We start from the raw sequence: 13,421 nt of genomic DNA, 5'->3' as shown, positions 1-13,421 counted from the left end.
GGGAGGATGCGCAATCGTGGCTAGGTGGTGGCGTCAGTGCGGATCTTAAGATTTTTATGAGCGGCCTAATCAGTATCGGGACCAAGGCGCATTGCCCGAATTTTTGGTCCGATCAGACAAACGTACATTGCTCCTCTATACGGCAAGGCCGTATAGTCAGGCCCATGTTTACGATTATCGAGACCGAAATTTTCAAGCGCTATGCTGAGTCCATCTGGGACGATGGCGAACGTCATGAATTCATTACCTGGCTGGCGGCTAATCCGTTGGCCGGGGATGTGGTTCCCGGTACCGGCGGCCTGCGCAAGGTTCGTTGGTCCCGTAGCGGGATGGGCAAACGAGGTGGTACACGTGTCATCTACTACAACACGCTTTTAGAAGGCTCAATTTGGTTGCTGATCGCCTACACCAAGGCGCAATTCGACAATTTACCCGTAGCCTTCCTCAAAAAACTGAAGGAGGAAATCAGCGATGATCAATGAACTTGAACAGTTTCAGCAGGACTTGCTGGATTCTGTACGTCAAATGAAAGCCGGCAAAGCGGCTCGTGTTACGGAGGTGCCGTTGTCAGCGGCTGCTGAAGCGCGCGCCAAAGTGGGGGTTTCTCAGAGTGCGTTTGCCAAACTGATCGGCGTCAGTTTGCGGACGTTGCAGGATTGGGAGCAAGGGCGACGTCAGCCGACGGGAGCGGCACAGACGCTTCTTCGTGTTGCTAGCCAGCATCCTGAGGCGTTGCGTGACCTTCAGGCAGTTTAAGCTAATGAATGGTAATTTATTCCTAGTGCTATTAGTTTAGAGACAAATTCGTCATGTCCAGTGTTTTTAGTGCGTCGTGACATACTGGGATATATCACGGATATGATAAATGATTGGATGTCAAAAGTGTCCGGTTGGAAGCCCGCATTTGGATGCGGGCTTTTTATAGGTGGCTGATCAAGCCGCTCTTTCTTTAAATTCGCCTCGCCATGTCTTCAATCCGATTAGGTAGGCTCTAAGTTCTGCCTCTTCTGGGATAAAGGCGGGGGCGGCTTCTTGCGACTGGCTGTGCTCATAACAAGAGTATTTAGTCATTAAGTCATCTATATACTCACAGTCGCCATGTGTAATTTTTGAAAGGTGCCCAATACGGTTATCTGTAGTCACACTTCGTCTATGGCGTTTCACAATGTCGTTCAGCAAGTCATTTTCAACTGTTCGCTCCAAGAGCTTTCTGAAGTCAGCACATATGCTTTGTGCATGAATTTTATATCCGGGAATGTCGCCGGCATCCGCCATTTTTTTGCAGCGTCCAATCTACCTATTAGTATGTTATTTGACTATTTCGTAGCGCTGTTCCAGGCTTCTGGAGATACAGGGTGTCCTGTTGTACCGTTGAATGACTCAATGCAAAGTTGATTTAAATGGGCTTTTTTCCATGCGTCGCCTTCCTTTTTTGCTGCATCCTCTATCGCACTATATAGAGAAAGCCGATGGGTGAAAATTAGCACCTGCCGATCATTTGCTAATTCAATTAGGCGTGTTGAGACGTTCCATTCATAATCTTGGTCGAGTGATGAAATTGGATCATCAAAAATGAATGGCGTGCGAGCATTTTTACCGGTTACATCCGCCAAAAAAGCCGCCAATGAGACAATGCGATGCTCCCCATCGCTTAGAATTTGATTCGGAGTGGTGCCTGCAATGACTAGACCTTTCAATTGTATTTGGTGTAGAGGGAGTCCGCTGTCAGTTCGGGTTTTTACCAGTTCAACTTTTAGATTTTTTGCTTTTAGCTTGAGTAGTTCGATGTTGAATCTTTTTATATATGCGTCTGTAATTATTTTTTCTGAAATCTCTCCGGGTTTTTTTGATGTTGCTGTTGTGTTTGTATAACGCTTAAATGTCTCGTATTGCTGGAAGTCTTTCAATCGTTTAAGTTCGAAGCGGATTGCTTCTGCCTGCTGCGCCGTCCACTCTTTCGCTTTCAGTTCACTTATTTCTTTTGTGATCGCGATTTTGTCAAACGCTAGTGTATCCTCGTCATATTGTGCAGCTTCTGCTTCAAGCTCAATTGCCTTAGTATCTAGCAATGTGGTTACTGTGATTTTCCCTGCATTAAGACCGGCACAAATATTTGTGAGTTTTTCATCCTTTATTTCAGTAAATAATGTCGCCATTTCTTGCCAGGCTTTTTGAATCAGCTCAAGCCAAGTACCCTCTGCAACTCCGGCTGCCTGGCATTTCGTCTGAAACTCTTCATCCGTGGGTACAATAGGTATCGAGTCTATTGCTAGCTTCAACGCAGCCTCAGCTGCCACCGCATTTTTTTCTAAAACCCCTTGTACATATGTTTCAAAGTCTTTGAGGCGTTGCTTGGCTTCCACATCAAGCTCTTGGTGGCATAACGGACAGCGTGAATTGACAGACGTAACCGGGAAATCTTGCAGAGGGTATGCGAACTTTAAGGAATAGTCTTTTGCTGCTTGCCAAAGGGCTCTCCAAGTTATATCTCCAACTCCGTCGAATTTAGTTAGTCCTGTAATTGCTATGGCCCCTTCAGTGGCGGTCTGACGCTTTTGTTTTGCATCGTTGCGTAACTGATAATAGATGTTGCAATTTTTTGGTGAGACTGCGGCGATACCATTTTTTAATGCTTGTGCCAAGCTAGTTATTTGTTGATTTTGTGTTCGTTTGATTTTTGCCTGTGCAACTGGATCTGCCTGAGTGAGTCTTTCATTTTTCTGTGTTAGAGCTACTTTGTCTTCGTCGTTCCAAATTAAAATATGAGATAGCTCTATTTCTTTTTGTGTTGCTGTCAGAAGTGTATACGATTGACCTGCTTTGGTATTGATATGTTCTGGCGGAAGCTTGGGTTTTTGACTGGCTAGATTGTCTTGTTTGGTTTGTAATCTGGATTTTATAAGCTTTAATGTTGATACCAAAGATTCAAAAAAGGCAATTGCCGGTGGAGTATACGCTGCAGGACGTTCGCCTCCTAAGTAAACTAAACTTGCATTTGAATCAAAGATATCAGTTGCTATCAAATCCTCTATTGGAGGGCTGTTAGCTATCCAGTTTCGAGATGTAGATAATCCGTTTAAGTTATAGGTGATTGTGCAATCTTTTATCACGGGTTGGTCTATAAATACGTTGCTTTTTAGATCTGCTGCTTGAGCTTTTCCACAAGCTTTTTTGAGAATTCTAGTGTAGCCAGATTTCCTTGTTCCATTATTCCCATAAATAACTGTGAGATTTCCCTTTCCGAAAGATAGAGGTGATTTGGGGGGAAGGTTATCAATGGCACGAATTGACCCGATAGATTCAATTCTTACATTATTAATGGCTGCGCCCGCACCATTTATTATTGGAAATTGTCTAGTAGAAGTTTTTTCCTGTCCTTCAGGGGTCTTTAATAAGTCGACTAGTTCAATAAAATCATCTTCGGATAATTTGTTGTTTTTGTAGGAGCTTTAGTGCGGCTTCTTGTATCCATGCTTGTTGGGTGTGCAACCACTTTGTAATTTCTTGTTGGAGGTCGTCCATAATTCAGATCCCTTGAGCGTATATTCGTCGTTCAATGTAAAGCTACGAACTTACTCATCGCAGCCAATTTTTATCAGTTTTTAAACGAGCAGAAATGAATATAGCTTGCGCTGCGCTTTAAGCACCGTTTTCGCAGAGAAATTTGAGGCGGCTCTGTTGGCTAGCTGTGCTTTGTATCCATCACGTCAATTCCGGAATTAAATCTTTGTTTTTTACTGTTTATTTGAGAACTTCCCAGTGCGGTTTTTGATTTTTTGAGCGAAAGGAAAATCCCACTGTCATGTCGTCAGTATCGCCATGGGCTTGGAGGAGCCTCTAAAATTGAACGTTGCAGCACACCCTTTTAGAAGGACATTCTCGTGATGAGCAGTTCTAGAAGGTGTTAAGCCGTGCAGAGTGCGAAGCATCACATATCAATTAATTACACCACGTAACTAATGATGTTCCCGCCCCCACCTTTATCCCCCTGACCCAACCCCCTACATTCTTCTCCAACGCCTCCCCATCATCCCGGCGGGGCAGGTCACTGGAGATTTCTCATGCCTTTCGTAAGCGTACGCATCACCCGCGATGGCGTTACCTCTGAGCAGAAAGCTCAGGTGATCGCCGAAATCACTGAAACCTTGCAGCGTGTTCTCAACAAGGACCCGCACCTGACCCACATCGTGATCGAGGAAGTCGACACCGATAACTGGGGTTACGCCGGCATCACCACCACCCAGTACCGCAGGCAACTGGCAGAGGCCGAGGGCAAGTCATGACCGCGTCTGTCGCCATCGATTTTATCTCTGACGTGGTGTGCCCGTGGTGTGCGTTGGGTGCTACGGCGTTGGAGCAGGCGATCGAGAACGTGGCCGGTGAAGTCTCGGTCGAGCTGACCTTCAAGCCTTTCGAGTTGAACCCGGACATGCCAGCGGAAGGTGAGAACGCGGTGGCGCATTTGATGCGCAAATACGGGCGCAGTGCCGAGGACATCGTCGCCGGTAAAGCGATGCAGATCGCTCGCGGCGAGGCCATCGGTTTCAAGTTCGATCAGGAGAAACGCAGTCACTTCTACAACACCTTCGACGCGCACCGGTTGCTGTTGTGGGCGTTGCAGGAAGGGCGGCAGGTCGCACTGAAGAAAGCCTTGCTGCGCGCTTATTTCACCGACGGCCAGAACCCGAGTGATCGCGAGACGCTGGTTCGTCTGGCGGCGGAAGTGGGGCTGGATGCGGCGGATGCGCGTGAGGTGCTGGCGTCCGGAGCGTTCGGCAAGGAAGTGCGTGAGCTAGAGGAGTTTTATCGCGAACGCGGCATTAACTCGGTCCCGGCCATGGTGCTGAACGGTCGTCACCTGGTGTCCGGTTCGCAGTCGGTCGAGTACTACGAACAGATGTTGAGGCAAATGGCGCAGGCGCCTGTTGAAGCCTGATTAATCACTTTTTCAAATCATCACTTATTAGTTGAGGTTCATCATGAGCAACTCGAAAAAAGTCATCGTTATTACCGGCGCTTCCCAAGGTCTCGGCGCAGGCATGGTCAAAGCATTCCGTGCGCTTGATTACAAAGTGGTCGCTACTTCGCGCTCGATTAAACCGTCCACCGACCCGGACATCCACACCGTGGCCGGCGACATCGGCGATCCGGTGGTTGCTCAGCGGGTTATTCGTGAAGCGATTGAGCGTTTTGGTCGTGTCGACACCCTGGTCAACAACGCCGGGATCTTTGTCGCCAAGCCGTTCACTGCTTACACCCAGGAAGACTACGCCGCCGTGCTGTCAGTGAACCTGAATGGCTTCTTCTACATCACCCAACTTGCGATTACCGAGATGGAAAAGCAGGGCAGCGGTCATGTCGTCAGCATCACTACCAGTTTGGTCGACCATGCGATTGATGGCGTGCCGTCGGTACTGGCTTCGTTGACCAAGGGTGGCTTGAATGCGGCGACCAAGTCGTTGGCCATTGAGTACGCCAAGCGCGGGATTCGGGTGAATGCGGTTTCGCCGGGCATCATCAAGACGCCGATGCATGGTGAGGAGACTTATGAGGCGCTGGGGAGTTTGCATCCGGTTGGGCGGATGGGGGAGATCAGCGATATTGCTCAGGCGGTTGTTTATCTAGATAGCGCCAACTTTGTCACCGGTGAAATTCTGCACGTTGATGGTGGGCAGAGTGCGGGTCACTAAGCCCTGGTTTTCCTAGCCCCAGAAACAACAAAGCCCTCGTACTTCTACGAGGGCTTTGTTGTTTCTGGGGCAGCAGCAGGCGTCGCATCATGCCGATGCGGCATCCGGAATCAGATAGTTGCTTTGAAAACAGTTACATTTATCTAAAAGCTATAAACCACTATAGACAGGGCATTGCCAAAGTAATGATCTGTAATCAGTGTTGCTCGGCGAGCATGTCAAATTCGTCGTGAGCTTTTGATAAGATTTTGCTCGGTTGAGAGTGAATGCCACATGTGTATTCAACAAATGAATGCTCTGCATTTTCTTGTTGCGCGATATTATATTTTTCAAAAGGCGACATGGCTCTACGAACAGGTGACTGATTCAGTATGTTTTTAAAAGTAACCCCTGAATCATCGGCGATCCAAAGTCTTCTTACCTTTCTTTTCTTGTTGCCATCGAAGAATTTATGGCGTGCGTGTAAAACTCTAAGGTTGTCCATCACCAGGATTTCCCCTGGTTCAAGACTTATATTGGTAATGTAGCGCTCATTGGTTGAATAATTGTTTTGGATGTAATTGAACGCCGCATTGGCCCATTCTGGAATAAACGCAGTGCTGTCATATCGATAGCGGATTCTTAATTTATTATCATTGATTTTTTCGAATACAGAGCAGTCCATAGACAATAAGTCGTCTCGGCAATAAGTAACACTGCCGCTGGTCATTAATGTTTTTAGTATGTCAGCTTGATTGACACGTAAGTCATTGTAGATTTTCTGCCCGTCAACCAAGAAATTATCTCCGCCAATCTCCGGCTTGGATATGCACTGGAGGATGACAAATTTGGGCGGCGTGATTTTTTTTGCCACGCCATCTACGTAAGCCATGCCATTCAAAAAAGACCGCATCAGTATGCGGGAAGAAATCACTTGATAGTTCGCCATGGTAATCGTCCTTGAAAACTTGCCAATCTTTGTTTATCGGCTCTCCACCCCCGACGACGCCACTTTTATCAGATTTTGTATGGAATTGAATTAACCCAAACTTCTCCGCGATATCTCTAAATGCCTCCACGGAGTCGTCTTGAGGCTTGATAACACAATATCCATGCTCATTAAGAAAAACCGAAATTCCCTTAGTATCAACACAATCGAATTTCTTGCTTTTCGCCATTTCACACTCCTTGTTGTGGTTATGTAACTTTCAAACGCTCTGAATAAAATGATCCAGGATCATTTTTAAACCGAAGAAAGTGACGCCAGCTTTCAAAAGCATGGCGCCTACACGCTGCGATATTCGATCTCTAAGAAACCCACCAAAGTACGAGCCGACAGTGGAGGCTATGATCATGATGATGATCAGGCCTGCGTAGTCCATGAACGCAAAGCCAGCAATTACAAAAGCAGCGACCTTCAATCCATGCAGCACACTCATTTGCATTGCATGGGTGACGATCACTTCATCTTTTTTAATATCCATCTTCATCAGGATGGGCTGTGATATCAAACCGGTGACAGCCACAAAGAGCGAAAGAAATGTTTGAACAAACCCAACGATTGCAAAATTTTTAAATATAAAACCAAGGTATGACACGATCTTGGTCCATGTGATTACCAGAATAAAAAAACCGAGGACGAGTGATAAATATTTCTCAGGAAATTTACCTATAAAGAAATATCCTATGAATGCTCCCACCAGGCAGCCGATGATGTATTTAGGAAGAATGTCGACTTTTGCACTCTTGTAATCAAAAGCAAATCGACTGGCATTGCTCACCATTTGGATCAAACCGTGAACCGGTATAACTGCTGATATAGGTAAAAATTGGGGCATCACCGCAAGCAATCCAATCCCGCCACCCACACCAATGGCGGCAGTCATAAATGAAGTTATAAAGCTCACGCCCACCAATACATATAAGCTGGCTAAGTTTTCAAACATTTTTAATTCCTGTCCAGTTTTCTTAGGATTGCAACATGCATCTCAATGCTGTGACTGCTCGTGTTGCTGTTTTTCGCTGCGCAAGCGTCTATGAGGGGCCTTAAGTAGTGATGAGTCGCCTGTAAAACTCAGCCGTTATTAATTTCAAAGGCAATAAAGCCATCAAACATGCGCAGGTCATCCGCTTCACTATCTGAGCTGTATCTTTTCAAAGACGATAAGGTTTCCGCCCGTGCTCGAGGAGTCGTATATAACAATGAGTGATGCTGGATTAGTGCGTGGGTACAGAATTCAGTGTGATAAATAGCCGCCCGATCACTTTTTATAGTGAAAGTTTTAATGTTGTTGTTAATTATGCTGGCGGTGTGCCGCGCTCAAGCGCTAACTCCCACCTTGCGGGTAATTACTGAGTGTCAGCGCGTATAGTTAAGTACTGATGTATGAGAGCAAGATAGTGTCAGGTTATACCTTCGAAACTCCGTGAGGCATTATTCGGCTCTCCGACAACACTGAGGTTTTTGTAGGGGCAGACGAAGTTATTAGAACGTCGATTTATTGCCTCCCTGTCCGACAGTGTTGCGGAGAGCCTTATCAGGCAGAACGCGATTTACTTCTCGGGCAGGGCCCAGGCGATGATGCTGTCACCCAACTTGGTTGGAATCCGGTCATGACCGCCAACCACGGCCACGACGTACTGTCGACCTTGGCTCATGTAGGTCAGGGGTGACGCCTGATTGCCTGCCGGCAGGCGTTCTTCCCACAGTAATTTTCCAGTTTCACTGTCGTAAGCCCGCATGAAACGATCGATGGCTGCACCGATAAACGTCACGCCTCCGGCGGTTGTCACGCCCGTCGCGTCACTTGGCGTACCAATCTCGAAGCGCGTACGAGAGGCAATTCCCCAAGGTCCGCTGTCGTACCCCGTACCGAATGGGCGACTCCAGACTACATCGCGCGTGCGCAGGTCGATGCCGGTAATGAAGCCCCACGGTGGCGCAATGCACGGTTGATCAAGGGGTGACATCCATGGATCTTTGATGGCGCCGTAAGGCAGCCCCGCCTGGACACGGTAGCCTTGGTTGTTGCCCGGCGCTTCCTGGAATGACTTGGCATTGATGGCGTCGAGTTGTTCGCGAGGCACCAGTCCCTGCATGTAAGGGAGCCGCTGGTTGTTGATGATCAGCAGGCCTCGTTTGAGGTCGACCATCACGCCTCCCCAGTTCAAGCCGCCATGATGGCCGGGGAAAATCAGGCTTTGTTGGCCTACGACTGGCGGTGTGAAGATCCCTTCGTAGCGTGCCTGGCGAAACTCGATGCGACATTGCAACTGATCGAATGGCGTCAAGCCCCAAGCATTTGCCTCGGTCAGTACTTCCGGCGTTTTCGATGGACGCCCCATGGTGTTCGGCATATCCGGCGAAAGCGGTTGGGTGGCCGAGGTGTAGTCCCCGGGAGCAGTTCCCTGTGGGACGGGGGATTGCACGATATCGACCAAAGGCTCGCCGGTGGCCCGATCAAGTACGAACAACTGACCGGATTTGGTGGCTTGAATGACGGCAGCGCGGGTGCCCGTTGGGGTTGGGAAGTCAATCAGATTGGGTTGTGGGCTCAGGTCGTAGTCCCACAGATCGTGGTGAACCGTCTGGAAATGCCATTTGACCTTCCCCGTGGTGGCATCCAGTGCAACCAGCGAGGAGCTGAACTTGTCCTCTTGTTCGGTGCGGGTACCGCCATAGAAGTCGCCGGCAGCGTTGCCGGTGGTGACATACACCAATCCCAGTTCATCGTCGGCGGAAAGCGGTGCCCAGGAGTTGGGTGTGCTGAGCGTGTAGGTCTCATCTTCGCCCGCGGGAGCGTTGGTGTCTGGGCGGCCCAAGTCCCAAGCCCATTTTTGTTTGCCGGTCACCGCGTCGTAGGCACGAACCACTCCCGAGGGTGCAGGGCGCACATCTGAATCAAGGACTCGGCCGCCGGTGATCACGACCCCGCGAATTACGATGGGGGCGGAGGTAATGCCGGTCGAGCCTTTTCTGAAGGTGCCTAACCCGTCTTTCAAATCCGCAAAACCTGCGTTGCCGAAGTCGGGGCACGCTTGGCCCGTCAAGGCGTCTACCGCTCCCAAGCGAATGTCGTTGGTGCCCCAGATGATGCGCGAGGCGCACAGGCCACTGGCATTGGGCACTTCGAAATAGGAGACACCACGGCAGTAGGCGCCGCCGTTGGCGAAGTAGTCGGGGTCGACTTTGGAGTCAAACCGCCAATTCTCCTTCCCAGTGGTGGCATCTATAGAAATGATGATTTGCTTTGGCGTGCAGGTGTAGAGCGAGTTACCCACCTTGATCGGCGTGGCCTCGTTCATGTATTTGGTTTTTTCACCGGGTTGCTTCACGTCGCCGTGGTGGTATTCCCAGGCTTTCACCAGGCCCGACACATTCGAAGGGGTAATTTGCGATGCGGCGGAATAGTGATTGCCCAAGTTGGAACCTGCATAGGCGGTCCAGTTGGTTTCGTCGTGTGACGCGGCAATATTCCCGTCTGGCGAGGCCACCGTATTACGACTGAAGGGTTGTTCGGGACGCGCCGTTGCGAGCGTTGAGTGGGCAAGGTGAACAGTGGTCGGGAAGAACAGAGGCACCAGGATGGTGAATGCCATGAGTAACGGCAGTAGGCCCATGATGGTGAAGTAGTGACTTCTTTTAGCATTGGCAAAGTCACGACGCACCAAGGGCCAAAAAGCCAGAAACAGAACGCTGAGAACGGCCAGCCATGCCAAGCGTGGAATGAAGGCCCAGCCATCGTACCCGGACTCCCAGATCGCCCAGGCGTACGTGGCCAGGGAGGCCGCGCCAAAGAGGTAGATGCCGAGCGACTTTTTCAGGCCGATGAGGATGGCCGATAGCAACAGGGCGGTGCCCATCATCGCGTAATAAGGTGAGCCGCCTGCTGCTACAAGGGCTCCGCCTCGATAGGCTAGTGTCGCTCCAAGCAGGGCAACACATATGGTGTAGAACCCGAACAGAAAGTTCGAGATACCCGGCCCGCTACCCAACGTCCTTTGTTTCACTGCGATCATCCCTGTGTCATTCGATATGGCCCCGCGTCCAGCGGCGCGCATAATTGCTTATTGTTCTAATGAAATACAATATCCGACGAAAAAAATTAACTCCCTAGTACGGGCGTGCCATGTTTTTGTATCTTGTTTCGATTAGAAACAATCATGCTAAGCTGATCAGCGAATTTTTGGGGAGCGTTCTGACGAGGCTTCAATCCGGAATGGGGTGTTCGGGGTGCGCTTCTGGCAAGACGTCCTGTTGAGTCTTGAGACGGCCCACTTCGTCCAGATGCCTCCAGAGAAATTGAGCGGCTTCTTCACGCCGATCAGACTCGATGAGGTCGAGCAAATGGATGTGTTCCCGGCATTGCGCCATAAGACGAGTGCGATCGACGTTGGCTTTGTAGCCAATGAAACGCCTGAGTTGGTTTTGCTGGCGTATGGCTTCGATGAAAAAGACATTTCCGGAGCACTGCACGATCAGTTCGTGAAACTGGGCGCCCACTTGGAACAGTTGGGCGCGAGACAACGTGTGGATATCCCCATCGAGCATGGCCTGCTGCTGTTGCCTGGCCCTGGCAAACGCGGCGTGATTGATCTGATAGCCGGGCTCAAGCAGTGCGGCCGGCTCGATCGCCATGCGAAAGCGGTAGCTCTGGATGTGTGTCTGGGCGTTGTGCACGAAGTCTTTGAGAACCCATCCTTGACCCGGTTTGCGCTCCACCATGGCTTCGCTGGCCAGTCTGTTCAATACCTTGAGCAATTGCCCGCGAGGCACTTCGTAACGGCGCAACAGTTGCGCTTCGAAAAAGTGGGCAGGTATTTCGCCGCCAAGAATGTCGTCGACCACGCGAAGGTAAAAGTCTTCGAAAGGATCACTGGCGAGAGGGAATGTTGTTTCCTGAATCTGCCCTGCGCCTTGTTTCAGAAAGTAGCCACGATTGGGTTCCTGAATGGCGAGATCCCACTCGGCGAGCAACGCAAAAACCCGCCGGATAGGCGAGCGCGAAACACCCAGCGCTTGCGCAAACGTCTGCTCGCGCAACGGCTCCCCGGCTTTCATCGACCGGGCGCGAACCATGTCGATGACGCGTGGGGCCAACTGCAAGGCGAGGTCTTTCTTGATCACGGGCTCTATCTCAAATGGTTAGCTTCAGTCCGTTCTCGTTGGGGTAGATACCCTCATCGGACTGGAGCAGGAAAATACCATACGAAGAAGATGGGAATCAGCACAACGTGCGCCGGCGGACGTGTCGTACAACCTTGTCGGGGCATATAAGCATGAAGGCACCACGCATTTTTCTGATCCACGCAACCGCATTGGCGATCGATCCCATCACGGCAGCCTTTGCCCGGCAGTGGCCGGAGGCACAGATCATTAATCTGCTCGAAGACTCGTTGTCCCGAGACCGAGTGGAGGAGGGCGAATTAACCGCGAATATGAAGGCGCGCTTTCTGACGCTTTCCCGCTACGCCGTACAAAGCGCAGCAGACGCCATTCTTTTTACTTGCTCGGCGTTTGGCGATGCCATCGACCTATGCAAGGCTGACATTGCCATTCCAGTACTCAAGCCGAACGAAGCCATGATCAACCTGGCTCTGACGCAAGCAACGCGCATTGCTGTGCTGGCGACGTTCGAACCTACCCTCACCTCGATAATGGCCGAATTCACGCAAGCGGCTGAGCGCAGTGGTCGAGTGCTGGAGGTGGCGCCCTATTTTGTCCCTGGTGCAATGCAGGCGCTGAATGAAGGGAACAAAGAAAGTCATGATGCCGCCATCGCGCAAATGGCCGGTCAGGTCAGAGGCTGCGATCTGATTTGTTTCGCCCAGTTTTCGATGACGAGCGCCGCAGGGCAAGCACAGTCCCGCTCTGGTTTGCCCGTATTGACCACACCCGATAGTGCAGTGCTGGAGGTGCGAAGGATGCTCCAGGCTGATGATTCGTTTCTTCCCAGGATGGAGGTTTAGTCAATGCTCAAGTTCAATGCTCATCTCGGTTTCCAATTCAATGAGTTGCCTTTTCTGCAACGCATCGAAGCCGCCGCTTCTGCTGGTTTCCGGGCGGTGGAGTTCCCGTCGCCCTATGAGTTCGACGCGAGTCTGCTGGCCGACCACCTGGCGCAATACAGTCTGCCGTTGATTCAGTTCGCCGCACCGGCTGGCGTTACCAAAGGCATCGCTGCCTTGCACGGCAAGGAAGAAGAGTTTCGCAACGGGTTGCTCCAGGCCGCCCGCTATGCAAAGGCGCTGGCGTGTTCGGATGTCCACATCATGTCTGGAGTGACCACGCAGGATGAGGCAGCGCTTATCTTCGGGGGCAACTTGGAGTATGCAGTCAAGTACTTCGAGGATCAGGGGTTGCGGCCGCTTATCGAAGTGATCAGTGCGCAGGAGATGCCGGGCTATTACATGTCTGACTTCAGCAAGGCGCAACAGGTGCTGGAAACCTTCCCGAGCGTCGGGCTGATTCTCGATCTTTACCATGCCCAACTTCTGACCGCAGACGCCGCAGGTGTTCTGGCTCGGTTTTATGACAGAACCGTCCATGTGCAAATTGCCGACTGCCCGGGTCGTCACGAACCGGGAACGGGGAGCATCGACTTTACGGTCTTGTTCGCGGCGCTGGAACAGCGCGGTTACACCGGATGGATCGGGTGTGAATACCGTCCTTCCGGTTCAACCGTTGCGAGCCTTGACTGGATTGAACCGCTAAGGGCTTAGCGCTGGCGGATCGCCAAAACGAAAAAACCC

13 protein-coding genes are annotated in these 13,421 nt (G+C 50.6%); 7 read left to right on the top strand and 6 right to left on the bottom strand.

The genetic code is table 11. The annotated features are described in order from the left end of the window. Positions 1-164 precede the first annotated feature (164 nt). A complete protein-coding gene (locus tag AC1MEW_RS01655; protein ID WP_201199766.1) occupies positions 165-482 on the top strand; it encodes a transcriptional regulator in 318 nt (105 codons plus the stop codon). After that, positions 472-756 (top strand): helix-turn-helix domain-containing protein, encoded by a 285-nt coding sequence (locus AC1MEW_RS01650; protein ID WP_201256632.1) that lies wholly within the window; start codon positions 472-474, stop codon positions 754-756. Before AC1MEW_RS01655 ends, AC1MEW_RS01650 begins: the two co-directional genes overlap by 11 nt. Positions 757-933: 177 nt before the next feature. Here AC1MEW_RS01650 and AC1MEW_RS01645 read toward each other — a convergent pair whose 3' ends face one another. Together AC1MEW_RS01645 and AC1MEW_RS01640 are read right to left on the bottom strand one after the other, a co-directional pair. Next, on the bottom strand, positions 934-1,275 hold the full coding sequence (locus AC1MEW_RS01645) for a hypothetical protein (protein WP_480425247.1): 342 nt from the start codon (positions 1,273-1,275) through the stop codon (positions 934-936). A gap of 41 nt (positions 1,276-1,316) precedes the next feature. Continuing rightward, the gene (locus tag AC1MEW_RS01640) at positions 1,317-3,110 is read right to left on the bottom strand and encodes an AAA family ATPase (RefSeq protein ID WP_480425245.1); all 1,794 of its coding nucleotides are present in this window, start codon (positions 3,108-3,110) and stop codon (positions 1,317-1,319) included. A 951-nt stretch (positions 3,111-4,061) separates the two neighbouring features. Between AC1MEW_RS01640 and AC1MEW_RS01635 the strand changes: the two genes are divergently transcribed. Genes AC1MEW_RS01635 through AC1MEW_RS01625 form a run of 3 tightly spaced genes read left to right on the top strand, consistent with a single transcriptional unit; the run spans position 4,062 to position 5,690 of the window. Beyond that, the gene (locus tag AC1MEW_RS01635; protein WP_201256630.1) at positions 4,062-4,283 is read left to right on the top strand and encodes a tautomerase family protein; all 222 of its coding nucleotides are present in this window, start codon (positions 4,062-4,064) and stop codon (positions 4,281-4,283) included. Next, on the top strand, positions 4,280-4,936 hold the full coding sequence (locus AC1MEW_RS01630) for a DsbA family oxidoreductase (RefSeq protein WP_480425244.1): 657 nt from the start codon (positions 4,280-4,282) through the stop codon (positions 4,934-4,936). Before AC1MEW_RS01635 ends, AC1MEW_RS01630 begins: the two co-directional genes overlap by 4 nt. 43 nt (positions 4,937-4,979) lie before the next feature. Then, entirely contained in the window at positions 4,980-5,690 is a 711-nt protein-coding gene (locus AC1MEW_RS01625) for an SDR family NAD(P)-dependent oxidoreductase (protein ID WP_322270227.1), read from the top strand. Positions 5,691-5,886: 196 nt separating this feature from the next. Here AC1MEW_RS01625 and AC1MEW_RS01620 read toward each other — a convergent pair whose 3' ends face one another. The 4 genes from AC1MEW_RS01620 to AC1MEW_RS01605 form a co-directional block, all read right to left on the bottom strand. Then, on the bottom strand, positions 5,887-6,618 hold the full coding sequence (locus AC1MEW_RS01620; RefSeq protein ID WP_480425243.1) for a TauD/TfdA family dioxygenase: 732 nt from the start codon (positions 6,616-6,618) through the stop codon (positions 5,887-5,889). A gap of 259 nt (positions 6,619-6,877) precedes the next feature. Continuing rightward, positions 6,878-7,615 (bottom strand): TSUP family transporter, encoded by a 738-nt coding sequence (locus AC1MEW_RS01615; RefSeq protein ID WP_201256626.1) that lies wholly within the window; start codon positions 7,613-7,615, stop codon positions 6,878-6,880. A 607-nt stretch (positions 7,616-8,222) separates the two neighbouring features. Beyond that, positions 8,223-10,688: a membrane-bound PQQ-dependent dehydrogenase, glucose/quinate/shikimate family gene (locus AC1MEW_RS01610; protein ID WP_480425241.1), complete on the bottom strand. Its 2,466-nt coding sequence runs from the start codon at positions 10,686-10,688 to the stop codon at positions 8,223-8,225. 190 nt (positions 10,689-10,878) lie between these two features. Next, entirely contained in the window at positions 10,879-11,796 is a 918-nt protein-coding gene (locus tag AC1MEW_RS01605; protein WP_480425240.1) for a GntR family transcriptional regulator, read from the bottom strand. 152 nt (positions 11,797-11,948) lie between these two features. Here AC1MEW_RS01605 and AC1MEW_RS01600 point away from each other — a divergent pair, with 152 nt between their 5' ends. Both AC1MEW_RS01600 and AC1MEW_RS01595 read left to right on the top strand, forming a co-directional pair. After that, positions 11,949-12,638 carry an aspartate/glutamate racemase family protein gene (locus AC1MEW_RS01600; protein ID WP_480425238.1) on the top strand — a complete coding sequence of 230 codons (690 nt, stop codon included), beginning with the start codon at positions 11,949-11,951 and terminating at the stop codon, positions 12,636-12,638. Positions 12,639-12,641: 3 nt separating this feature from the next. Beyond that, positions 12,642-13,391: a hydroxypyruvate isomerase family protein gene (locus AC1MEW_RS01595; RefSeq protein ID WP_480425237.1), complete on the top strand. Its 750-nt coding sequence runs from the start codon at positions 12,642-12,644 to the stop codon at positions 13,389-13,391. Positions 13,392-13,421 lie beyond the last annotated feature (30 nt).

This window comes from Pseudomonas sp. ASL4 (assembly GCF_056680395.1).
Note: the sequence above shows the minus strand (reverse complement) of the source record. Positions and strands in the feature narration are given on the sequence as shown.

Coding starts and splice junctions, on each gene's coding strand:
- AC1MEW_RS01620 (WP_480425243.1), bottom strand. CDS start 6,618: ATGGCGAACTATCAAGTGATTTCTTCCCGCATACTGATGCGGTCTTTT.
- AC1MEW_RS01635 (WP_201256630.1), top strand. CDS start 4,062: ATGCCTTTCGTAAGCGTACGCATCACCCGCGATGGCGTTACCTCTGAG.
- AC1MEW_RS01625 (WP_322270227.1), top strand. CDS start 4,980: ATGAGCAACTCGAAAAAAGTCATCGTTATTACCGGCGCTTCCCAAGGT.
- AC1MEW_RS01650 (WP_201256632.1), top strand. CDS start 472: ATGATCAATGAACTTGAACAGTTTCAGCAGGACTTGCTGGATTCTGTA.
- AC1MEW_RS01655 (WP_201199766.1), top strand. CDS start 165: ATGTTTACGATTATCGAGACCGAAATTTTCAAGCGCTATGCTGAGTCC.
- AC1MEW_RS01600 (WP_480425238.1), top strand. CDS start 11,949: ATGAAGGCACCACGCATTTTTCTGATCCACGCAACCGCATTGGCGATC.
- AC1MEW_RS01610 (WP_480425241.1), bottom strand. CDS start 10,688: ATGATCGCAGTGAAACAAAGGACGTTGGGTAGCGGGCCGGGTATCTCG.
- AC1MEW_RS01615 (WP_201256626.1), bottom strand. CDS start 7,615: ATGTTTGAAAACTTAGCCAGCTTATATGTATTGGTGGGCGTGAGCTTT.
- AC1MEW_RS01645 (WP_480425247.1), bottom strand. CDS start 1,275: ATGGCGGATGCCGGCGACATTCCCGGATATAAAATTCATGCACAAAGC.
- AC1MEW_RS01595 (WP_480425237.1), top strand. CDS start 12,642: ATGCTCAAGTTCAATGCTCATCTCGGTTTCCAATTCAATGAGTTGCCT.
- AC1MEW_RS01630 (WP_480425244.1), top strand. CDS start 4,280: ATGACCGCGTCTGTCGCCATCGATTTTATCTCTGACGTGGTGTGCCCG.